Origin of the sequence: Caldanaerobius fijiensis DSM 17918, assembly GCF_900129075.1 — a bacterium.
GTDB lineage: Bacteria > Bacillota > Thermoanaerobacteria > Thermoanaerobacterales > Caldanaerobiaceae > Caldanaerobius > Caldanaerobius fijiensis.
Genome location: NZ_FQVH01000006.1, coordinates 26,795 through 49,374, shown reverse-complemented (window position 1 = coordinate 49,374; position 22,580 = coordinate 26,795). Strand labels below are relative to the sequence as shown.

Below are 22,580 nucleotides of genomic sequence, written 5' to 3'. Positions count from 1 at the left end.
CTGTTATCGTCGACTATCCTATAAAAGAGACGGCAAGCAGTACAAAGGTAAGCACTATAAGGATAATTGTAGTACCCCAACCGATGACGTTTTTTACAGGATTATTTACATATTTACCCATTATTTCTTTATTGTTTACCAGCAACATCATAGATATTAATACGACAGGTAACAATATTCCGTTTAATACCTGGGTCCATATGGTGATAGCTATTAAGGGAGCATTGGGTATAAGTATGATTGCCACAGCTATGATCATGATAGCTGTAAATAGCGTGTAAAATTGTGGCGCTTCTTCAAGTTTTTTGTCAATACCGGCTTCAAAACCAAAAGCTTCACATACATAAAAAGCTGTGGCTATTGGCAATATAGCAGCCGAAAAAACAGATGCGATAAAAAGTCCAAAGGCGAATACTTGAGAGGCCAGAGCACCAGCTAACGGCTTTAAAGCCATTGCTGCGTCCTTGGCTTCTTCAATTCTAATGCCATTGGTATGTAATGTAGAAGCACAGGCGACTATGATAAAAAATGCTACTGTTACTGTTGCAATACAGCCTATAATCACGTCCCAGACGGTGTACTTATAATCTTCTAATTTAATGCCTTTTTCGATTACCGAGGATTGCATATAAAATTGCATCCACGGTGCTATGGTAGTACCTATGATGCCAATTACCATACTTAAATAATCTGGTTTGGCTTCAATAGACGGTTTTACTAATGCTAATCCTATATTTTTCCAATCAGGTTTTGCCATAAGTGCCGAAATGATATATGATAATAAAAAGACACTGAATATTATAAATACCTTTTCTGCTATCCTGTAATTGCCCTTGACTATGAGAATCCATACTCCTATGGCAACCAGTGGTACTATGATATACTTGCTTATACCAAAGATCTCCATGCTACCGGCTATACCTGCAAATTCTGTAGCAGTATTCCCGATATCAGCAATGAGTAAACCCATGAAAATAAAAAATGTGATCTTTACGCCAAAGTTTTCTCTTATGAGGTCCGCGAGCCCTTTTCCAGTTACAACACCCATTCGCGCATTCATTTCCTGAATGACTATGAGTACGATGAAAGAAGGAATTAATGTCCATAAAAGTTTATATCCGTATGTAGCACCTGCTACTGAGTATGTGGTTATTCCTCCTGCGTCATTGTCGACGCTACCTGTTATGATGCCGGGTCCCAGTATCGATAGAAAAATTAATATATTTGTTAGCAAGTTTTTTTTCCTTGTGCTCATTTTATTACCTCCTTACGTAGTTTTTCCTGGTTTTCATAAGTTCGTATATAATGTCGTTTATTATTACTGTGCCCAATAGTCTCATGTTTTTATCCACCACGGGAATTGCCATGAGGTTGTATTTAGAAATGGTTTTTATAAGAGAACTTATTGGATCCATATCGTAGGCGTATATTATATCTGTATTCATTATTTTTTCCAGGGTTGTATTGGGCTCGGCTATTACAAGGTCTCTCAATGACACGACGCCTATTAATCGATTTTTGGCATCAACTACGTAGAGGTAATAAATGGTATCCTCCTCAGGTTTAATGCGCCTTAGTTCTCTTATGGTATCTTCCGCTGTTAAGGTGTTTTTAAATGAAATATAATCGGTGGTCATGAGGCTTCCGACAGTGTGTTCAGGATATTCCATGAGTTCGCGGACTTCTGTTGAAACATCATTTTCCATTTCATTGAGCAATTCTTCTGCTCTTTCTTCATTTAAATCATCCAATATATCGGCTACCTCATCGGCGGGCATTTCCTCAAGTATATCAGCGGCTTTTTCTGCTGAAAGGGTATTTAAAATGTTTCGCTGTGTGTCTGTTTCCATTTCTTCCAATACGTCAGCTGCTCGAGACCTATCAAGGCTTGAAAATATGGCAATACCCGACTTCAAATCGAGGTCTTCGATGATATCGGCAAGATCTGAGGGGTGTAACGTTGAAAGCTTTTGATAAGTTTTGGACAGCATTATATTTTCATGGGACGGCGTAATTGTCTCTATATCTTCCCATAGTATAAATTTACTCGATATATTTATATTAAACCTCTTTAATAGTCTTTTGAGAGGTTTGGCTAATCCTAATCTCCTCAAAAGTCCTTCTACGCCTATATCAACAGCTACAGCATATAAACCTGATTCTAAAAGTACTAATCTTATGTCGTTGACTCTGACGACTTTTCTACCGTTTATATCTATAATTTGCTTATCCAGCACGTATTTTGACAAAAACAAGGTGTCATTCACTGATTGAAGTTCTATTGGCTTTGTGCATGTGAGTTCATATTGGCCATGTTTTTTTGCAATTTTGAAATTTTGCCATTTATAGTATTTAACACCTGATTTTGTCTTTATTTTGGCGCATAGTACGATGGGATGTTGAATTTCCATAGAAACTCCTAGATCTAGGAGCTTTCCCAAGACTTTTTTGTCACGAGAATAGATCTTGTTCCCGAGTATCCTACTCAGGTAAAGGCTCATAATAGGCATAATGCATCCTCCTTTTCACGGAAGGATGCATGGCCCTTTAACGATGAGACACAATTAAAATGGACATACATCCTTCCTTATTTAAATGGCATTGGTAATAAGGACTACTGTCCATTATAAATACACACTCCTCAAATAACTAAAATTGTTAATAGCAATATTATTCTATCTCATGTGTGTCTCATTGTCAACAATTTTATTGCATTTATATATGAGGGCTATCTTATATTTTTGACTTCTTTTATTTTTTTATACTTTTGTGGTATAATATATTCATGAATAGAGAGAGGAGGTATATCTGATGAAAGAAAAAGTACAGGAGGTTTTAGAGGCGATCAGACCATCACTTCAAGCAGATGGCGGCGACGTTGAACTTGTTGACGTTGATGAAGATGGTGTTGTTAAGGTGAAACTTACAGGTGCTTGCGGTGGATGTCCGTTTGCACTGTTAACTCTCCAGCAAGGTATTGAAAAAAATATAAAAGAAAGAGTACCTGAAGTTAAAAAGGTTGTCGCTGTTTAACAGCAAATAAAGCTCTATAAATCCTTATAGAGCTTTATTTTAATATTTTTATATCATCTTTTAAAAGATATATGATTTTGCCGTCATTGGTCATTGCCATAATATAATTGTTTTTGTCTTGAGCCAGATTTTCTACATTATTTGCCATGTCGTCTATAATATTGACAACTTCGCCTTTTTGTATTTTGCCCTCTGGATTAAAGTTTAGTCCGTCATAGTTATAAGTGGTAGTGTTGTCATTGAACACGAGAGCTTTGCCCATTATAAAAGTAGAAAGCTTTGGTTCCCAGTAAAATACCTCATTTAACGTTCTGGATTTTACCAGTTTGAAGTCCTCTTCTTGTGGTGCGCTGACTGAATCACTTGTTTTTGATTTCAACAATTTTTGCTGTGATGTCACCACTATTCTGAGGTTATTTTTATCGGATATATTGATATTTGAGTTTTCTGTAAGTTTTAGCCACGAAGGGTTTTTCTTGTTATCAAAAGCCTCATTCCAGTCTGCTTCGTAATCCTTATTAGCACTGAACACCAGCTTTACGCCGCTGCCATTTATCCCATACATTTCAGCTAATGTGGTTTTATAAAATGCCCCCATTTTTTCATTTAGTTCTTCTTCTAAGTAGATGAAGTTATTACCGTTTTTTGAGTTTATCACTTCAACTTCATTGATTGGGACGAGGTCGTTTATGCCTTGAAAGTATTCATAAACTTTTCCACTTTTTCGATAAATGCACAATGAACCCTTGTCAGGAAGAAGAGAAATAGCCACGATGAGATCGTCTGCATTACTTCCTGTTAGTTTGCCTTTTTTTACTATTGTTTTTATTCGTTCATTATTCCAGTCAAGATTAAGATTTTTCATGGTAGCCTGTGCGATTCTTTGCAAGGCCATACCTCTTTGAGTTGAGGATAGGCTAAAGTATATGTTTACATCGTCTTCTGATATACTTGCATTGGTACTTTTTAAAAAGACAGGATATATTTTTTCTGCCTGAATGTACAGGAAACCAATGAGAAGTAAAATGACTATGCATATCGGTATTAGTTGTTTTTTTAAGACATACATTTTACCACCTCACATTTCTATGTCTATATATATTGGGAATATTGTAGATTTATTCGTGCTCAAAATAAAAACATGGAGTTTGACATTATTCCTGGAAAGATATATGATAATGTCGAACAAGAAACCATAATTTTTGTTGCTTGCAACTGAAAGCACTCAGCTGAAAGGATGATGACAATGCAAGTGTATCTTGATAACAGCGCTACGACGAAGCCATATAAAGAGGTAGTTGAGGCGATGATTTATGCATTAAACGAGCGCTATGAAAATCCTTCATCTATGTACAGGCCTGCGATGGAAGCAGAAAAAATGATTGAAAATGCTAGATTAAATATAGCAAAGGTAATTGGCGCTAAAAAAGAGGAGATATTCTTTACATCAGGGGGCACTGAGGCTAATAATACTGCCATAAAAGGGGCCGCGTATCTTTTAAAAAAGCGAAAAAACCATATAATAACAACGACGATTGAACATCCTTCTGTTTTAAATGCGGTTATGAGGTTGGAGGCCGAAGGATTTAAGGTAAGTTATATAGGTGTGGACGTTAATGGTATAGTTGATTTAAACGAAATAAAAGATAAAATAAATGATAGTACGGCTCTTATAAGTGTTATGGCTGTAAACAATGAGATAGGAAGTATTCAGCCTATAAAGGATATAGGTGATATAGCAAAAGAAAAGGGCGTATTATTTCATGTAGATGCTGTGCAGGGTTATGGTAAAATAGTACTTGATATGAGAGATTTGAATGTGGATTTGATGTCGATTAGCGGGCACAAGATTCATGGCCCTAAAGGGATAGGTGCTATTTATATAAAAAGAGGTGTGAAGATTCAGCCTCTTTTAGACGGTGGAGGACAGGAAGGAAATGTGCGTTCTGGTACAGAAAATGTCCCTGGTATAATAGGTTTTGGCGTAGCGGCTGAAATATGTCATAAAAATATGGATAAATATAGTGATTACATGATGACATTAAAAAAGAGACTGTGGTATGGCTTAAAGGATAACATAAGCGACTGCTTTATAAACGGACCCGATGTAGAAAAAGGAGCGCCTCACATACTGAATATATCTTTTGTAGGTGTAAAAGGTGAAGTGCTGTTGCATGCGTTAGAGGAAAAGGGTGTGTATGTTTCTACAGGATCAGCTTGTTCTTCCCACAAACGAGGCGTAAGCCATGTTTTAAAAAATCTTGGATTATCCGATGATAGGATAGAGAGCGCCATAAGGTTTAGTTTGTCTCCTTTTAATACCTGCGAAGAGGTAGATTATACGGTTAATGTTTTGATTGATTTAGTGAGAGAATATAGAAAGTTTTATCGGAGGTAGGTAAATGCTTTATTTGATTAAGTATGGAGAATTGGCTTTAAAAAAGCAGAACAGATCGTTTTTTGAGAGGAAATTGGTTGAAAACATAAAAAAACGATTTGAGCAAGATGTGGAAATAATAAGGGAAAATGGTAGGATATTTGTAAAAACAGATTTAGATAAGGAAATGGTTCTGGGAAAATTAAAAAAGGTATTTGGCATCGTAGGCATATGTCCTGCACAAGAAGTGGAACTGGATATAAATTCTATATCAGAGCATGCTGTTAATATTGCTCGCAAAATGTTTGAAAAAGGGTGTAAAACCTTTAAAGTGGAGACCAGGAGACCCAACAAGGCATTTCCTTTGGATAGTCCTGAAATAAATGCTTATATAGGGTCAAGAGTACTCAATGAGATACCGGGTTTTTCCGTTGATGTCCATAATCCTGATTTTGTAATAAATGTGGAGGTAAGAAAAGAGGCATATATATACAGTGAAGAAATACCAGGTTGTGGAGGATTACCTCTTGGTACCAGTGGAAAAGCGTGTTTATTGCTGTCAGGAGGTATAGATAGTCCTGTGGCGGGCTGGATGACTATGAAAAGAGGGGTGCAAATAATAGGAGTACATTTTCACAGCTTCCCATTTACCAGCGAAAGGGCAAAGGAAAAAGTCATTGATCTTACTCGTGTATTAGCTCAATTTGCCGGCAGCATCAAGCTGTATGTGGTGCATTTTACTGATATACAGAAAGATTTATATGAAAATTGTCCGCCTAAAATGATTACCATACTGATGCGCAGGATGATGATGAGGATAGCTGACAGGATTGCCAGAAAGGAAGGGGCTTTAGCTCTGGTTACAGGTGAAAGCATTGGTCAGGTTGCCAGCCAAACAATCGAGAGCATGCATGTGACCAATGCTGTGACAGATTTGCCTGTGTTCAGGCCATTAATCGGTATGGATAAGCAGGAGATAATATCAAAGGCAAGAGAGATAGGGACATATGAAATATCTATATTGCCTTATGAAGACTGCTGTACAGTTTTTGTGCCTAAACATCCTGTAATAAGGCCGAGAATAGACTTGATAGAGGAGGCAGAGAAGGGATTAAATATAGAGAGTATGATAGAAAATGCCCTGAGCAAGAGTGAAATAATAAAAATAGAAGGTGGTGATGTAAATGATGTGGAATAACTGGTGGGGTGACGGCTGGTGGGGATACATGCACGTGTTTGGCCTCGGGGGTTTAATAATGATGATATTTTATGTACTGATTATTGTGCTGACTGTTTACCTGCTCATAAAGCTTTTGCGCTCAGGCAGATCTTATGATTATAATGTCAGCAGGCTGGACAGAAAAATCGACCCACTGGACATATTGAAAGAACGCTATGCTCGTGGCGAAATAAGTGATGAAGAATATGAGAGAATGAAACAGAAATTAAAGGAGTAAAAGAGCCGTAAGGCTCTTTTTTAAATGTAAATATTCTTAATATAAACATTAAAATTATTAAAATAAAAATTGACATTATTGATAATTTAATTTATAATATTCATAGACAGAGAAAATGTCACATAAGATTTGAGAAAAGAGGTGATATGTTGAAAAAGGAGGTATTGGGGTTATGCCCTGTATGTGGTGCAAAACTCGAAGTTACAAATCTCCATTGCAGCGAATGTGATATAGATATAAAGGGTCGTTTTGATCTTTGTAAATTTTGTTATCTCACGAAAGAGCAGAGGGAGTTTTTGGAAGTTTTTATAAAATGTAGGGGTAACATAAAAGATGTAGAAAGAGAATTGGGCATTTCTTATCCCACAGTAAAAAATCGTTTAGAAAACGTAATTGCTACTCTGGGACTTGATGCAGTGCCAAATACATCGCTGAATGATTCAAAAAGAATGGAAATACTTGACAAATTAGACAGGGGAGAAATATCAGCTAGTGAAGCTATTAGATTATTAAAAGATGGGAGGTAGGGGTATGGACGAGGAAAAGATGGCTATTTTAAAGATGCTGGAAGAAGGCAAGATCACAAGCGAAGAAGCATTGCTTCTCCTTGAAGCGCTGGAAGGAGAACAGAAGCAAAATCGTTCTTCGAGTAATGCCGGCAAAATTAAATTTGAGAAAGCAGACATAAATGGAGATGAAGAAGATGATGAGGATGAAGGAGATGATGAGGACGACGCGGAGAATACGACAATAAAGGATAAGGTTAATGATGAGATAAAGAAATGGAAAAACATGGACAATGACTTTGAGGAAAAGATGGAGCAGTTGAGCAGATTGGGCGAAGAAATTGGAGAAAAAATGGGCAAACTAGGCGAAGAATTAGGGGAAAGAATAGGAAACTTAGGTGAAAGCATAGGGGAAAAAGCGGCCATCTTTGCAGAACGGTTTGTGGAGAAATTTTTCAATAATCCCATTGGCAAACCTTCTGGACATGAATTGAGCGTGACGAAGACGTGGAACAATATCCCTGATGGATTGAATTTAGAGGTAGACGGGATAAATGGAAAGATAGAGCTCTATACTTATGATGGAACTGAAATGAAGGTTGAGTTGAAGTGGGGAATAAAATCAAACGCAAAGGCAGATGTAAGGGTGGAGCCAAACGGGGACAGTCTTCCAGGTATTAAAGTAGAAAATAGATTGGATTCGTTGGAAGAACCTTATTTTTCTATAGGCTATGATGCGACTGTAGTGAAATACCTAAGCGTTGTTATATGGTTACCTGATAAAGATTATAATCGAATTAATTTAAATACGTCAAACGGTAAAATCTGCGTGACAAAACTTACATGTAAAAACTTAGATGCTAAATCCAGTAATGGCAAAATAGAAGTGTTGAATACTGCTAGTGATGAAGTAAGATGTATTACATCTAATGCAAAGGTTTTACTTGAAAGCCTTCATGTACCTGATATATTTGTAAAAACATCTAATGGGAAAATAGAATGTATAAACAGCGAGCTTGGAGATATAAATTTTACCACATCTAATGGCGGCATTGCAGTTGACAATCTCAGGGTAATAGAAAATCAAAGCCGGAAGATGGAACTTATCACGTCCAACGGCAGCATTAACGTTAGCCTCAATGAAGTTGATGGTATGGCTTATGATATAACTCTGACTACAAGCAATGGACATGGAACAATACATTTAAAAGATATAAATTACTCAGGTAAAAACAACTTTAGGTATAAGAGCGAGAACTATGGTGTAGCTCCTGTTAATGTTAGCTTAAAAGCGTTGACCAGTAATGGGAGTATAAATGTGTATAAGGAGGATTAGTATGGAAAGTGAAAAATTACAGATATTGAAAATGGTGGAAAGTGGTAAGCTTAGCGCAGAGCAAGGTGCGGAGCTTATAAAGGCTTTAGATGATGCTAATTCTTCGAACCGGGATGAGGGTGTGATGCGACTGATAGGCAGAAAGCCAGAAACTAGATGGATACGTATAAAGGTCTTTGTGCCTGAAGATAATACCAGCGTTAATGTCAATTTACCTATTTCTTTAGTGGATGTAGGATTGAAAATAGCTAAAAAATATGCTGCAGATAAGATGCCGGAAGATTTTGATTTGGAACAAATCGCAGAGGTTATAAAGAGTGGAGCAGAAGGAAAAATAGTGGAAATACAGAATGAAGAAGGGTTAAAAGTAGAAATTACTATAGAATGATCATTCGCTTTAATATATGTACGGGATAAATCCCGCTTTTTTTGTTTCTAAATACAGGTGACAGGGCTTTAGAATGTGATATAATATATAATGTTTAAAATAAAATTTTGGGAAAGTGGTGTAACAGTGGTATTACCTGATGGTTATATAGCGAAAATGAAATCATTATTAGGGGATGAGTATGAAGAATTTATACAAAGCTACGATAGTGAAAGGTATTATGGATTAAGGGTTAATACGTCAAAGATATCAGTAGAAGATTTTTTGAAAATATTTCCGTATGAGCTTAAACCAATTCCGTGGTGTGAATCAGGATTTTATTATAGAAAAGATGTAAAACCTGGTAAACATCCTTACCACGCAGCGGGGTTGTACTATATACAGGAGCCAAGCGCTATGGCCGTAGTTGAAGCTGTATCTCCCCAACCCGGAGATGTGGTGCTTGATATCAGTGCGGCTCCAGGTGGAAAAACTACTCAAATTGCTAACAAGATTGGAGAAAAAGGATTACTTATATCCAACGAGATAAATCCCTTAAGAGCTAAAGCACTGGTTGAGAATATTGAGAGATTTGGAATTAGAAATACTATCGTTTTAAACGAATCTCCTGAAAGATTACTTAATTCATTCAGGGGATTTTTTGATAAGGTAATAGTAGATGCGCCATGCTCTGGTGAAGGGATGTTTAGAAAAGATCCAGAAGTATGCTATTCTTGGTCTGAAGGCATGGTAAAATCTTGTTCCAAAACACAAGCCAGGATATTGGATGTGGTTTTTGAGTTATTGAAACCGGGGGGATTGTTGAGTTATTCTACATGCACTTTTTCGCCAGAAGAAAACGAGCAGGTAATAGATGAGTTTCTTAAAAAGCATCCAGAATTTGAGTTAATAGATGTAGCTGTGAGCAGATTCTTTTCGCCAGGTAGACCTGACTGGGATGATGGAAATCCAGAATTATCAAAGTGTATGAGGTTGTGGCCTCATAAAATAGAAGGTGAGGGACATTTTATAGCTGTTCTTAAAAAATTAGATGGTGACGATATAAAGTACAGCAATAAAAAAATCAAGACTAATACGAGTAAATTAGAGTACTTTTATGACTTTTGCAAGGACGCGTTAGTAAAGCCTGAAGATATGGATAATATTACAATAGTAGGTGATGAAGTGTATATGCTTCCTGATTTTTTGCCAAATTTGCGCGGTCTAAAGGTATTGCGGTATGGTTGGTACCTGGGACAGTTAAAAAAGGGTCGATTTGAACCATCACATGCCATGGCGTTGGGGTTGCGAAAAAGTGATGTTTTAAGGTGTGTTGACCTTAAATCAGATAGTGAAGAAGTATTAGATTATTTGAGAGGACAGGCAATAGGTATTCCAGAAAGTTTATACAGAAAAAGTGGATGGTCATTGGTATGTGTTGATGGTTTTCCATTAGGTTGGTGTAAGATTGCTGGAGGCAATTTTAAAAACCATTATCCAAAGGGATTGAGGATTAACTGGTAAGCGCATAAAAAGTATTGACAAATGCCTGCTTTGGCAATAAAATAAAAACAATATTTTAAATTTTTGCAAGGGGGATATACACGGATGATATATATTTATGACTCTGTACTAAGAGATGGAGCGCAGGCTGAAGGTATTTCCTATTCTGTTGAAGATAAATTAAAGATTGTAAAAAAGTTAGATGAATTTGGTATAAGTTATATCGAAGCAGGCAATCCCGGTTCTAATCCTAAAGATGCTGATTTTTTTAAAAGGTTAAAAGGTGTAAGTATAAAGAATGCAAAAGTTGTGGCATTTGGTAGTACCAGAAGACCTGGTATAAAAACTGATGAAGACAATAATGTAAAAGCATTATTGGAAGCGGGCGTAAATACAATATGCATATTCGGTAAGAGCTGGGATCTCCATGTGACAGATGTATTGAGGACCTCCCTTGATGAAAATTTGAATATGATATATGATACAGTATCGTTTTTTGCATCAGAAGGATATGAGGTTATTTTCGACGCTGAGCACTTTTTTGACGGTTATAAAGCAAATGCCGATTATGCTATGAAGACCTTAAAAGCTGCAGCTGATGCTGGTGCAAAATTTGTAGTCCTATGTGATACCAATGGGGGGAGCTTCCCTGATGAGGTATATGAAATTGTATCAAAGGTTGTAAATAATATTTCAGTAGCAATAGGTATACATGCCCATAATGATTCTGAATTAGCTGTTGCCAATTCTATAACAGCTGTAAAAGCTGGCGCTTCAATGGTTCAAGGTTGTATCAATGGTTATGGTGAGAGGACGGGAAATGCTAACTTATGCTCTATAATACCAGCTCTTCAGCTAAAATTGGGGTATGAATGTATACCTGACGATAATATTAAAATGCTAACATCTGTTTCGAAATATGTAAGTGAAGTAGCCAATATGCAGCATGACAACAGAATGCCATATGTAGGCGATAGTGCCTTTGCTCATAAGGGTGGCATGCATATAGATGCAGTGTTAAAGAATACTAGGACATATGAGCATATAGACCCTGAGAGCGTGGGCAATGAAAGGCGTATTCTTATGTCTGAGGTATCAGGTAAAAGTACCATACTCTCAAAAATAAAGGAAATAGAACCGACATTGACGAAAAATTCTCCTGAAACTAAAATGATAATCGATGAGCTGAAGAAAATGGAGTATGAAGGTTATCAATTTGAGGGTGCGGAAGGCTCTTTTTATCTGATTGTCAAGAAACTTCTTGGCAAATTTAAAAAGCACTTTGATATTAAGTATTTTAAAGTAATAGACCAGATACCCTGGGATTTGCAAACCAGTGCAACTGCTATGGTTAAGGTAGCAGTAGATGGTATTGAAGAAGTAACAGCTGCTGAAGGCAATGGCCCTGTAAATGCATTGGATGCTGCATTGAGGAGAGCGTTAGAGCGTTTTTATCCTGTTTTAAAGTCGGTAGTGTTAACAGACTATAAAGTGAGGGTTTTGAATAGTGATGGTGCAACAGCTGCGAAAGTAAGGGTTTTGATCGAGAGCTCAGACAGGGAAGAATGCTGGAGTACTATGGGCGTTTCTACAAACATCATACAAGCCAGCTGGGATGCTTTAATAGATTCTATAGAGTATAAATTAGCGAAAGAAGAAGATAAGAAACAAAAATAGTTGTTGACAACGGGAAAAAATTTTCCTATAATAAGCTTGTACATGCTTTCAATGTAAAAGCTTAAGATTTAAGAAAAATGTACGATATAATTTAAGAGAGGTGAGTTAAAATTAAAGTTACGATCAAAGATGTGGCGAGGCGCTCTGGTGTTTCTATTTCAACGGTTTCAAGGGTTTTGAACAATTCAAAACCTGTTTCGCCGGAGATAAGGCAGAAAGTGCTGGAGGCTATAAAAGAAACGGGTTATAGGCCAAATTTGCTGGCAAGGGGTCTTGTCTTGCGCAAGACGAATATTATAGGGATTATCGTGCCCGATATATCGAATTCCTATTATTCAGAATTGGTCAAAGGCACAGAAGAAATTTCCAATATGTACAATTATAGCATACTTTTATGTAATACCTATGGAGAACTCAAAAAAGAGATGGAGTATTTAAATCTCTTGCTGGAAAAGCAGGTAGATGGAATTATATTTATGACAACTAATTTAACTGATGACCATATCAATTGGTTTAAGGAAAACGAGGTAAAAGCCGTTTTTGTTAATAGACGTGCAGAAGGTTTGGATATCCCCTATGTCAGCATTGATAACTATAACGCTGCATATGATGCGACTAATTACCTTATAAAGCTTGGTCATAAAAAAATTGCCTATGTTGGTGGACCGCTTTCCGACGAGGTATTAGGTAAGGAGCGCTTTGAAGGATATAAGCAGGCGATTTATGATGCAGGTATAGATTTTAAGCAAGAATTGGTCCGAGTATCTAAAATTGGCATAAGAAATGGTTATGAGGCCATGGCGGATATCTTGGATGTGTATAATGACATAACAGCAGTGTTTGCTGCCAATGATATTATGGCTATCGGTGCAGTAAATTGTATTTTGGATAGAGGTTATAAGATTCCTGATGATATTTCTGTGGTTGGGTTTGACGATATTCCGTTGGCATCTATAATAAGACCTGCATTGACTACTATACGGCAGCCTATATATGATATAGGTGCTGTTGCAGCGAGAATGCTTATAAAAAAGTTAAACGGCGAGAAACTGGAAGAGAAAGCTGTTAATCTGCCTTATCAATTGATTGAGAGAGATACCAGCGCAAAAGCCAGGTAAAAAATTTTTTAAGCGGCGTATGCCGCTTAAAATACATACTAAAAGGGGATGGAGTGTGTGTTGAAGAAACATAAGATAAACTTATCACTGAATTTTACGTTAAGGCGGGAGCTTCTTACGTCGTTTTTATTGCTTTTTATCATTATTTTGTTTCTCTCGGTTTTTATATATTTGGGTTCTGTAGGGAATTTAAGAAGTATAAACGATATTAACAGCATAGTATCCGATCAGATTGTAAAATTTAATACACTTGATATTGCGGTTATATCGTTTAACAATAACTTGAGCAATTATTTATCTGGTACGTATGGTGCCCAGACGTTACAAAGTGATGCTGCCAATATAAATGATCAATTGTTAGATTTTAAAAATTCTATAGAGAAGACAAAAGGCAGTAAATACTATAAGGATTTTAAAGAGTACATAACTGCGTTGATAGACTTTAATAAGGAAATTATGAAAAATGCTCATAAACTATCAAACGATCCTGATAAGGATTCGGATTTGATTAACAGCATAATGTCCGATTCCAAAATGATGGTGGATACATTGAATGTGTTTAATAATAGCTTTACAAAATATTATTCGGAACGCTTTGACGCCATGAAGAAAGAGTATAGACAGCTTGAAATGGTTTCACTCATTGTTGGAATAGTGGCTATACTTATAAGTTTGATAGGCGGCATAAGACTGTTTTCAAGGATAAGAAGTTTTATAAACAATCTCCATAAAAATATTGAGAACATCGAAATGTCCTCAAACAAGGTAGCATTAAAGTCTAATGAGATTCAGGAAATGTCAAAAAATAATACCATAAGCCTGCAGGAAGCAACTGATTCTCTTAATTCATTGGTGGATGGAGTAAAACAAATTGCTGATGCTGTAAGCCAGGTAGTACAAGCTATATCTACGGTGTCAACAGTAAACGATCAGGTGGTTTCATCGTCAGATATGGTTATGCAGAGTATATCTGGAGCAGAAAAAGACATCAATGAAATGTCACAAAAGGTGAAAGATAGCAGCGGTGAAGTTATTCAGACCATAGAAAATCTAAAACTCATTATGAATGAAATTGATGCGTCTTCAGAAGAAATAAATACATTAAATACAAAGATTCAGCAAATCGGTGAAATACTCAATGTTATACATTCGATATCGTCTCAGACCAATCTCCTGGCGTTAAATGCCTCGATTGAAGCAGCTAGAGCAGGCGAACATGGTAAAGGGTTTGCAGTGGTGGCAACAGAGATTCGAAAATTAGCCAATCAATCAGCGGAGAATGCCGAGAATATAAATTCGATTGTAAGGGATATAACAGAGTATGCGTATAAGGCTTCTGCAAGCATAAAGGATAATTTGTCTAAATCTAAGGCCGCTATTGAAAAAGTTTATTCTGTAAACGATTTATTTAACCGAATAATAAAGATTTTTGATACAATAACAGCTGCTGTATCCAGCATAACAGAAATATCTGCGGAAAACGTAGATGGTGCTAAAAAATCTCAGCAAGAAGTTGAACAGGTAATGGCCATTTCCGAAGAGATTTCAGCGCAGGTACAGGAATTGTTGGCTGCTTCGGAGCAGATACAGGAGATGCTTAATAGCGTCAACGAGAATAACAGTAGAAATGTAAATGAGATTTATGATCAGATAAGTAGTATAAATGAGCAGGGACAGCACTTATCATCGATATTGTCTATACTGAAGGCTATGTAATGACATTGATATGCTCAGCGATATAATATCTGCCATGTCCATGATCAGGCTTAGTCTGGTATTACGCAGCGAATACATCTCGTATACATCTATAATACCTATGATAGAGATATCACCTACAGGTGGAAGGTTTTTACCTACCCCTTTGCCTGGGAATAAAGGTTGGTTTTTTATACATATATCGCCGATGCTTGATGGTTCACCGAGGCATGCATCTATAGCTACGATTCGGGAGGTAGGATGTTTTTTCTTCACCATGTGCATGGTTTTTACGATATTTATAGCGTGTACAGGTTCCTTTAGTGTTCCATAAACTTTGAGATCAGGATGCATTTTTATAAGATTATTCCCTACTATAGGTCCCAGGGCGTCTCCTATGTATTTGTCTGTGCCTATACATAAGAAAACGTCGTCATGTGCAATGAGATTGCACAGTATATTTGTTAAAAAATTGATAGCGTTGGGATGAGTATAGTTTATTCTCTCATCAATGCGACCAGGTAAGAAAGCCATTTTTTCATCTCCCTATTTTTTTATTCTATGTTTGCTATATTACAAATATATTCTTGGCAATAAAAAAGTGTACTTAAGATTCAAACATTTTAAGTACACTTTTTAACTTAATTATTCATTTTATAATACTATTTATCTGATATGAAATATCTTTGCCTTTAACGTAAATATTCAAATATATATTATCGCGCATTTTTTTTGGAGAGCTATTTAAGAGGCCATTAGTAGATATATATCTTATACCATCGTTAACGGTGGTATATAATCTATTCTGTCCATTTTGAAGTACCCATACGTTTTTTCCATTATTTTTTACTTCTATCAATAGATCTTCTAATAGTCGGGATTCTTCAGGATCTTTGAAACCACCTGTTCCCCATACATTTGTAGGCATTACAATAAAGATATTATCGGTTTTAATGTTTTTGAGCTGATCCTTAAGCCATATCCATTGTTCTGGATCTGTTTCCCTTATTCCACCTTTTGATGTATCTAAGACGATAAATGTGGAATTTCCATATATATATGCTCCACGAGTATCAGTGGTAATAGGTGTCTTTTTCAATTCTTTTAACAATTTACTTTCATTGCTTCCCATAGCTACGACCAGCATATTGTTTTTGTTGGCTTCATTTATAAATTTTCTCATCATATATAAGTCAAATAGGGTTTTAACTTTGGTTTGACCGATGACGGCTATTTTTAAATCTGGGTTTACAATAACTCGGTTGTCTTTGTCGACATCTATAAAATTGGTTTCAGCGGGTAATAAGCTTGTATCAATTTGAGAACCTTCACCTACTTTAACAGGTATATTCAGTTTATACCCTCTAAAATCAACAGCTATAAAGCCGCTGCTATCTTTATTGTTTGCTATAAATGTATCGCCTTCTATATAACCGATGTTACCATAAATTTTATAGTTTACGTCGCTTAAATTTAGTTGTGCTCTTTTTCCACTATAGTCTTTAGCGTAAATGATGATATTTTTCTTTTGCCCTGGATCTATGTTAACAGGCGATGATTTCAGCTCTGCCACATCATTTAACACGTTTATAGTAATACTATTTGAGATATTACCATAAATAGCCGTTATTACAGCATTCCCTGGAGTGTAAGGCGTAAATAAATTGCCATTCATTGAACCGTTGATGCCTTTTACATCAAATGAAATTTTTGATTGATCAATATCTACAGGATTATCGTGGGCGTCAACTGCCAGGACCTGAATGGTTCTAGGCACATTTGTATATGTATTGGTGTCGTCGACTTTAAGTATCAATTTGGCGGCATCACCTTTGGGCGCCGTGGAAAAGACACCTATTCCGTTGGACACAGGTCTTAACCACTCACCCTGGCTTCCTTTTGCAACAGCTGTAAGATTATTACTACCGTAAGGCCTTGCTACCATTGTTGAAGATCCTCCGCCATCAAAGCTCATGGCATTATATGCTCCAAGGGCCTTCATTTCTTGTGCCAGTTCATTATATGTTAAACCTATGGAATTTGGAGCACTTTTATCTACAACCAGCATGATGATATATCGCATGTCTTGAGTATAACCTATAGCCGTTCTGGCTGCAGGAGTATCGTGCTGAGGAAAGGCATTTTTATTGGCAGGTGGTGGGAGTATATTGCCGTCTTTTATAAGCATGGCTCCGCCACCTACGGCTGTTTTCAGTTTTTCTATAAATGGAGACACCTGAATCTTTATAACATCACCTGGCTTAAGTTTGAGCAAAAAGTTCCTCTTATCCAAATTAGAAGATGCCAGTACATATCCACCAACGGGTATATTTGTAGGAGGTTGCTTATCCCGTACTTCTAGTACTGTATTATTCTTATCTATAATTACTTCCACCATACCAGGGCAGTCTTTAGAAACACCATATGTAGTATCTCTCCACATCCTATCATATAATGTTATGTTGTTGAAATCGCTAAACTTGTTGATACGGTCTATAGGAGCGCTGCTACCATCAGGTGCGACGACTTTCAATGTGGTGTAATCCCACAGGGATATGTCTGGTATTTTATCATATGTAAAGCTGAAAGTAGCAAAATCTTTGCCTGGATTGGCATATGATAGGATCTGACCGTCTTTTATGAGAACACCGATGGATTGGGATGGTTCACTGCTGATCGTTGGAGCAAAAAAATCTCCGTTTATAGCGGCAATTGCACCGCTATCAGTGGCCATGCGTAAAACAGATTCTTTGTTTGATAATCTTTTGTCATTTATGATGGCATTCAGTGTTATATAAGGATTTTTAAGGTCTACTTTTAGCACATTCAAATATAACCAGCCTGTCGATGTATACTTTTTTATATACTGCCTCACAACACCTTCTGTAATAGTTTCACTCTGGATTCTGGTGTCCAGCACTGTATAGCCATATGCTGGCGAAAAAAAGGCGGTAAGCGTAAATAAAAGAAATAAAATTACGAACGGTTTTAAAAAATTTTTCATATTTGTTCCTCCTAACCTCGAAATAATTACCAATGGGTAGTTTAATTATACAATATAAAGTAGAGTTTGTTGTTACATAGATGTTACATTTAATTTACAAAAGAAGAAGAACGGAGATAATATAAGATATAGCGAGAAAACAAGAGAAAAATAGCTATATAACCGTAAAATCGGCGTAATTTGGCTGAATTTGAGTATTGATATTTGATATTAGATTTAGTAAAATACATATTGTCGTTATTCGGGGCGTGGCGCAGTTGGGAGCGCGCGTGGTTTGGGACCATGAGGTCGGGGGTTCAAATCCCTCCGCCCCGACTATTGACAATTAAATATGGCCCCGTGGTCAAGTGGTTAAGACATCGCCCTTTCACGGCGGTAACATGGGTTCGAATCCCGTCGGGGTCACTGCATATTGCTGGCATAGCTCAATCGGTAGAGCAGCTGACTTGTAATCAGCAGGTTGTAGGTTCAAGTCCTATTGCCAGCTTTATTTATTTAAATTTTTATAGATTATTTTGTAAAAAAGGGGGATTTTTGTGCTTTATAAAGAATGTTGGGAAGAGACAAAATCACAATATGAAAAGTGGTGGAATAAAGAGCTAAAAAAACCGCTTCTCAGTATAAACGCACCCAAGAAATTTCGCAGGCATCAGGAGTATGAATGGAACGGTTGGGATTTATTGAGGGAAAAGGGCGATCCAGAAAAAGCAGTAGATAATTTTGAGGCAATGGCAGAAGATTTTTTGTTCCTGGGAGAATCATATCCAAATTTATGGTTAAATCTGGGTCCAGGAGTAATGGCAGCTTATATTACGGGTTTTTTAGGGTTTAGCGGCGATACTGCGTGGTTTGAGCATCCTATGGAGTGGGATGATATAGAAAAGGCCCTTATTTCTTTAAAGCAGGATAATGAATGGTGGGTTTATACCAAGACATTAGCTCATTTGATAGGAAAACGTAGTCAAGGTAAATTTTTAACAGGGATGACGGATTTGGGTGGCATTATGGATATTCTGGCTTCTTTAAGAGGTACGGAAAACCTTTTGTACGATCTCATTGACCAACCTGAAAGAGTTATAAACGCAATGGATAGGATTCTGGAATTATGGCATATTTGCTACGATGAACTCAACAATATACTGTCACAGTATATGGAAGGAACTTCTGCATGGATGGGTTTATGGTGTCCTACAAAGTGGTATCCCATACAGTGTGATTTTTCTGTAATGATATCGCCAGAGATGTTTGAAAAATTTGTGGCCCCATATTTGAGAGAGCAGGCCCGCAGACTTGATCACACCATATACCATTGGGATGGACCTGGCGAGATCCCGCATCTTGATATATTGCTGGATATAGATGAGATAGATGGGATACAGTGGGTTCCTGGCGCCGGTAATGAAAATGTGGATTCAGAGGCATGGCTAGAATTGTATGAGAGGATTCAGAATAAAGGCAAATTGCTGGTTTTAAATGGAGCTGATCCTGAGAAGATATCATGGCTTTTTGAGAGGATTTCCCCTGAAGGTGTTTATGTGTCGGTATATTGTGATAGCGAAGATAAGGCCTATGAACTTCTGGAGTGGAGAGAAAAACTAAATGGCTAAAGTAAAAAATAAAATTAACTGATAAAATTAGGCGTGCCTATTTATTGTTATAGAGGCAGGCCTAATTTTTTTGCCTTTGACAGAAGTGTTATAAAAAAATTTTAATGATAACAGCGCTTGTCATGGAAATAAAGTCATTCTAATGATATATAGGGTAAAAATGGAGAAATTGTGAAAAGCACGAGTAATATTTAGAGCTTACCATATATATAATGTACTATGGTAGAATTCGTTCGAAGTAAAACACGAAGTATCTAAATATGTTTAAAATTGCGACAATATGTTTACTGAGACGTGGTTTATCTGTTTTTTAGAGGGGGAGGTGAGAAATTGAGGTTTAGAGGGGGAGGTGAGAAATTGAGGGCTGAACTGGCCTCGCAGTTACCTGTGGCTTCCCGAAAAAAGATGTGGTCTAGTTTTAGAATTAGACGGTATATGGAGATGGCCAAAAGTAAAAGCCGATGGGGGCGCTTGATTTTCAAATTGGCCGTATACGTTTTACTGATAGATATGTCCTTTGTATTTCTTTATCCATTTATATACATGATAAGCACATCACTTAAGACACCTGTGGATCTGCTGGACATGTCGATAAGATGGATACCGCGCAGCATGGAAGTAAAGAATTATGCAATAGCATACAAATTGTTATCATATCCTCTGTATTTAAAAAATTCTGCGATTCTATCTATTGTGCCAATGGCAGGGCAGGTCATATCATGTTCTTTTGTTGGTTACGGTTTTGCCAGATTTAAGTTTCCCGGCAGAGAAGTACTATTTATGCTGGCGATGTTTACGCTTATCATTCCACCACAATCTCTCATAATACCTCTTTTTATTCAGTACAAGGCCTTAGGATGGATGGATACATATCTTCCCATCATTGTACCGAGTTTTTTGGGTGCAGGTCTGAGAGGTGCATTGTTCATCTTTATTTTCAGACAATTCTTCAGAGGTTTACCTTATGAATTGGAAGAAGCAGCTATAATTGATGGATGCAGTAGCTTCAGGATTTACTGGAATATAATCATGCCTGTGAGTCAACCAGCTATATTGGTTACCAGTATACTCTCACTGGTCTGGCACTGGAATGATTACTTTGAGCCAACAGTATATTTGAATTCTTTTGAAAAATTTACATTACCTATGATGCTTCCAAGACTATATCAACAACTTGAACAATTGGCGATAGGAAGGACAGGAGAAGAGCTTAGCATAACAGTAGTAATGGCAGCTACATTTTTGGTAGTTCTTCCTATGCTGATATTATACTTAATATTACAAAAGCAGTTTATGAAAGGCATAGAGAGATCGGGTATAGTTGGGTAACTCACTTTCAAAATAGGGTCTCAAATCAATATATCTATTAAATAGTTTTAACACTTAAGGCAGATTTGAGGGGGTTACAATGATGTCAAATGTAAGAAGGCTTTTTAGCATTATTATGATTATTGCGATGATAGGTGCATTATTGCTTTCGGGATGTGGTAATAAAGATACAAAACACACAACGCCAAGTAGTGAAAAGAATAAAGGTTCTCAAAGTGTTTCACAGAAGTCTAAAAATGCCAATGCAAACGGAGTGACTGAGGTAACTTTTTGGCAACCTGATTGGGGCGCTGATCAAATGGCAGCACTTAAGAAAGCTGTAGATTCTTTTAATAAGACCCATAAGAATATTCGAGTAAGGTTAGTAATACTTCCGTGGAGTGATGGAAATTTTACTGGCTTTGATACAAAACTTATTTCTGCTATTGCAGGGAACAATCCACCAGATATAGTTAACGGTGAGAGAAGTTGCGTGCCAGAATGGGCTGCAAAAGCTCTTCTTGAAGATATATCTGACCTTGTAAAAAGGGACGGTATAAATGCTAATGATTATTATCAAGGACCTTGGGAAGCGTGTATATACAATGGCAAACAATATGCTATGCCGCTTCAAAGTGATACAAGAGCACTTTTATATAATAAAACTTTATTTAAAAAAGCAGGATTAGATCCTAATAGTCCTCCCAAGACCATAGATGAGCTGGACCAGATGGCTGAGAAATTGACGATAAAAGATGCTAATGGAAACTATACACAATTAGGATACGTGCCATGGTGGGGTCAAGGATCACATTGGGTTTCTGTAACGTATTTATTTGGTGGGAAAATGGTTAACAGCAATGGTAATATAACACCTAATGATCCTAATATTGTAAAATCACTACAATGGATAGTTGGATATGCACAAAAATATGGTTATGATAAAGTAAATCAAATGGCAAATCAATTGAAATTGAATACAGATCCGTTCTATGCAGGAAGAGTGGCCATGAGGTATAGTGGAAGCTATGAGATACCTAATTTGATTAAACCAGATAATAATATATCTTTTGAATGGGATTTTGCTCCTTTACCGACTACAGGTGTTGGTGACTATTCACCTGCATGGGGTGGTGGAGCTGCCGTGGCGATACCTAAAGGTGCAAAACATAGGGATGCAGCATGGGAATTCATTAAGTTTATAACTGGCAAAGAAGGGCAGGAAATGTTGATGTCTAGTACCCTGTCAATATTGGGTGACCTTTCACCGTTGCCATCTGTTAATAAAGAATTTGAGAATAAGTTAGATCCGCATTATAAAAAATTAATAGATGACATATTCCCAAAGACTAATCCTGTGCCTGCCACACCGGTAACGGGGACATTGGCTGGTTTTATGGGCGAGGCTATAAATAATGCGCTGCAAGGCAAAGGAGATCCCAAGGCATTACTGGATGACGTAAAGAAAAAGATAGATGCTGAATTAGCAAAACCCATATATGAGAGATGATAATGAATATTTTAAGATGAATCTTTGCATGGTAAGCCTGACCTGTTCGGGTTTACCTTACGAGTTGGAGGATGTTACCATG

Annotated in this window: 19 protein-coding genes and 3 tRNA genes; 17 read left to right on the top strand and 5 right to left on the bottom strand. The window is 36.9% G+C overall.

The window, feature by feature from the left end; genetic code table 11:
- Window positions 1–13: 13 nt before the first annotated feature.
- Together BUB87_RS04225 and BUB87_RS04220 are read right to left on the bottom strand one after the other, a co-directional pair.
- Window positions 14–1,255, bottom strand: a complete 1,242-nt coding sequence (locus BUB87_RS04225; protein ID WP_073342035.1) for an Nramp family divalent metal transporter — start codon at window positions 1,253–1,255, stop codon at window positions 14–16.
- A 4-nt stretch (window positions 1,256–1,259) separates the two neighbouring features.
- Window positions 1,260–2,510, bottom strand: coding sequence for a magnesium transporter (locus BUB87_RS04220; protein ID WP_073342034.1), 1,251 nt, complete (start codon window positions 2,508–2,510; stop codon window positions 1,260–1,262).
- Window positions 2,511–2,811: 301 nt separating this feature from the next.
- On the opposite strand from BUB87_RS04220, the gene BUB87_RS04215 reads away from it, so the two are divergent.
- The gene (locus BUB87_RS04215) at window positions 2,812–3,033 is read left to right on the top strand and encodes a NifU family protein (RefSeq protein WP_073342032.1); all 222 of its coding nucleotides are present in this window, start codon (window positions 2,812–2,814) and stop codon (window positions 3,031–3,033) included.
- A 34-nt stretch (window positions 3,034–3,067) separates the two neighbouring features.
- Here BUB87_RS04215 and BUB87_RS04210 read toward each other — a convergent pair whose 3' ends face one another.
- Complete coding sequence (locus BUB87_RS04210) at window positions 3,068–4,102, bottom strand: hypothetical protein (RefSeq protein WP_073342031.1); 1,035 nt, start codon at window positions 4,100–4,102, stop codon at window positions 3,068–3,070.
- 177 nt (window positions 4,103–4,279) lie between these two features.
- Between BUB87_RS04210 and BUB87_RS04205 the strand changes: the two genes are divergently transcribed.
- From BUB87_RS04205 to BUB87_RS04160, 10 genes are all read left to right on the top strand, one after another.
- A complete protein-coding gene (locus BUB87_RS04205) occupies window positions 4,280–5,431 on the top strand; it encodes a cysteine desulfurase family protein (protein ID WP_073342029.1) in 1,152 nt (383 codons plus the stop codon).
- Window positions 5,432–5,435: 4 nt separating this feature from the next.
- On the top strand, window positions 5,436–6,608 hold the full coding sequence (gene thiI / locus BUB87_RS04200) for a tRNA uracil 4-sulfurtransferase ThiI (protein ID WP_073342028.1): 1,173 nt from the start codon (window positions 5,436–5,438) through the stop codon (window positions 6,606–6,608).
- A complete protein-coding gene (locus BUB87_RS04195) occupies window positions 6,595–6,867 on the top strand; it encodes an SHOCT domain-containing protein (protein ID WP_073342026.1) in 273 nt (90 codons plus the stop codon). The genes thiI and BUB87_RS04195 overlap by 14 nt, the downstream gene beginning before the upstream one ends.
- Before the next feature lie 149 nt (window positions 6,868–7,016).
- Window positions 7,017–7,394, top strand: coding sequence for a DUF2089 domain-containing protein (locus tag BUB87_RS04190; protein ID WP_073342025.1), 378 nt, complete (start codon window positions 7,017–7,019; stop codon window positions 7,392–7,394).
- 4 nt (window positions 7,395–7,398) lie between these two features.
- Window positions 7,399–8,709, top strand: coding sequence for a DUF4097 family beta strand repeat-containing protein (locus BUB87_RS04185; protein WP_073342023.1), 1,311 nt, complete (start codon window positions 7,399–7,401; stop codon window positions 8,707–8,709).
- 1 nt (window position 8,710) lies between these two features.
- On the top strand, window positions 8,711–9,097 hold the full coding sequence (locus tag BUB87_RS04180) for an SHOCT-like domain-containing protein (protein WP_073342022.1): 387 nt from the start codon (window positions 8,711–8,713) through the stop codon (window positions 9,095–9,097).
- Window positions 9,098–9,223: 126 nt separating this feature from the next.
- Entirely contained in the window at window positions 9,224–10,600 is a 1,377-nt protein-coding gene (locus BUB87_RS04175) for an RsmB/NOP family class I SAM-dependent RNA methyltransferase (RefSeq protein ID WP_327021782.1), read from the top strand.
- Window positions 10,601–10,684: 84 nt separating this feature from the next.
- On the top strand, window positions 10,685–12,256 hold the full coding sequence (gene cimA / locus BUB87_RS04170) for a citramalate synthase (RefSeq protein WP_073342018.1): 1,572 nt from the start codon (window positions 10,685–10,687) through the stop codon (window positions 12,254–12,256).
- Window positions 12,257–12,387: 131 nt separating this feature from the next.
- Window positions 12,388–13,374, top strand: coding sequence for a LacI family DNA-binding transcriptional regulator (locus BUB87_RS04165; RefSeq protein WP_234945950.1), 987 nt, complete (start codon window positions 12,388–12,390; stop codon window positions 13,372–13,374).
- 57 nt (window positions 13,375–13,431) lie between these two features.
- Window positions 13,432–15,090, top strand: coding sequence for a methyl-accepting chemotaxis protein (locus BUB87_RS04160; RefSeq protein WP_073342015.1), 1,659 nt, complete (start codon window positions 13,432–13,434; stop codon window positions 15,088–15,090).
- Here BUB87_RS04160 and yyaC read toward each other — a convergent pair.
- Both yyaC and BUB87_RS04150 read right to left on the bottom strand, forming a co-directional pair.
- On the bottom strand, window positions 15,058–15,603 hold the full coding sequence (gene yyaC, locus BUB87_RS04155) for a spore protease YyaC (protein WP_327021781.1): 546 nt from the start codon (window positions 15,601–15,603) through the stop codon (window positions 15,058–15,060). The two genes, BUB87_RS04160 and yyaC, sit on opposite strands and share 33 nt — an antisense overlap.
- A gap of 115 nt (window positions 15,604–15,718) precedes the next feature.
- Window positions 15,719–18,073 carry a phosphodiester glycosidase family protein gene (locus BUB87_RS04150; protein ID WP_073342013.1) on the bottom strand — a complete coding sequence of 785 codons (2,355 nt, stop codon included), beginning with the start codon at window positions 18,071–18,073 and terminating at the stop codon, window positions 15,719–15,721.
- Window positions 18,074–18,315: 242 nt separating this feature from the next.
- Between BUB87_RS04150 and BUB87_RS04145 the strand changes: the two genes are divergently transcribed.
- The 6 genes from BUB87_RS04145 (at window position 18,316) to BUB87_RS04120 (ending at window position 22,498) form a co-directional block, all read left to right on the top strand.
- Window positions 18,316–18,388: transfer RNA gene (locus BUB87_RS04145), tRNA-Pro, on the top strand.
- 18 nt (window positions 18,389–18,406) lie between these two features.
- Window positions 18,407–18,478 (top strand) — tRNA-Glu (locus BUB87_RS04140).
- A gap of 9 nt (window positions 18,479–18,487) precedes the next feature.
- A tRNA-Thr gene (locus BUB87_RS04135) sits at window positions 18,488–18,560 on the top strand.
- Between the two features lie 49 nt (window positions 18,561–18,609).
- Entirely contained in the window at window positions 18,610–19,680 is a 1,071-nt protein-coding gene (locus BUB87_RS04130) for a uroporphyrinogen decarboxylase/cobalamine-independent methonine synthase family protein (protein WP_073342012.1), read from the top strand.
- A 330-nt stretch (window positions 19,681–20,010) separates the two neighbouring features.
- Window positions 20,011–21,009 carry a carbohydrate ABC transporter permease gene (locus tag BUB87_RS04125; protein ID WP_084110863.1) on the top strand — a complete coding sequence of 333 codons (999 nt, stop codon included), beginning with the start codon at window positions 20,011–20,013 and terminating at the stop codon, window positions 21,007–21,009.
- A gap of 82 nt (window positions 21,010–21,091) precedes the next feature.
- Window positions 21,092–22,498: an ABC transporter substrate-binding protein gene (locus tag BUB87_RS04120; RefSeq protein ID WP_073342010.1), complete on the top strand. Its 1,407-nt coding sequence runs from the start codon at window positions 21,092–21,094 to the stop codon at window positions 22,496–22,498.
- Window positions 22,499–22,580 lie beyond the last annotated feature (82 nt).

Bases quoted from the DNA above. Each gene is read 5' to 3' on its own strand.
- thiI (WP_073342028.1), top strand. From the start codon at position 5,436: ATGCTTTATTTGATTAAGTATGGAGAATTGGCTTTAAAAAAGCAGAAC.
- BUB87_RS04150 (WP_073342013.1), bottom strand. From the start codon at position 18,073: ATGAAAAATTTTTTAAAACCGTTCGTAATTTTATTTCTTTTATTTACG.
- BUB87_RS04220 (WP_073342034.1), bottom strand. From the start codon at position 2,510: ATGCCTATTATGAGCCTTTACCTGAGTAGGATACTCGGGAACAAGATC.
- BUB87_RS04180 (WP_073342022.1), top strand. From the start codon at position 8,711: ATGGAAAGTGAAAAATTACAGATATTGAAAATGGTGGAAAGTGGTAAG.
- BUB87_RS04195 (WP_073342026.1), top strand. From the start codon at position 6,595: ATGATGTGGAATAACTGGTGGGGTGACGGCTGGTGGGGATACATGCAC.
- cimA (WP_073342018.1), top strand. From the start codon at position 10,685: ATGATATATATTTATGACTCTGTACTAAGAGATGGAGCGCAGGCTGAA.
- BUB87_RS04210 (WP_073342031.1), bottom strand. From the start codon at position 4,102: ATGTATGTCTTAAAAAAACAACTAATACCGATATGCATAGTCATTTTA.
- BUB87_RS04120 (WP_073342010.1), top strand. From the start codon at position 21,092: ATGTCAAATGTAAGAAGGCTTTTTAGCATTATTATGATTATTGCGATG.
- BUB87_RS04215 (WP_073342032.1), top strand. From the start codon at position 2,812: ATGAAAGAAAAAGTACAGGAGGTTTTAGAGGCGATCAGACCATCACTT.
- BUB87_RS04185 (WP_073342023.1), top strand. From the start codon at position 7,399: ATGGACGAGGAAAAGATGGCTATTTTAAAGATGCTGGAAGAAGGCAAG.
- BUB87_RS04225 (WP_073342035.1), bottom strand. From the start codon at position 1,255: ATGAGCACAAGGAAAAAAAACTTGCTAACAAATATATTAATTTTTCTA.
- yyaC (WP_327021781.1), bottom strand. From the start codon at position 15,603: ATGGCTTTCTTACCTGGTCGCATTGATGAGAGAATAAACTATACTCAT.
- BUB87_RS04205 (WP_073342029.1), top strand. From the start codon at position 4,280: ATGCAAGTGTATCTTGATAACAGCGCTACGACGAAGCCATATAAAGAG.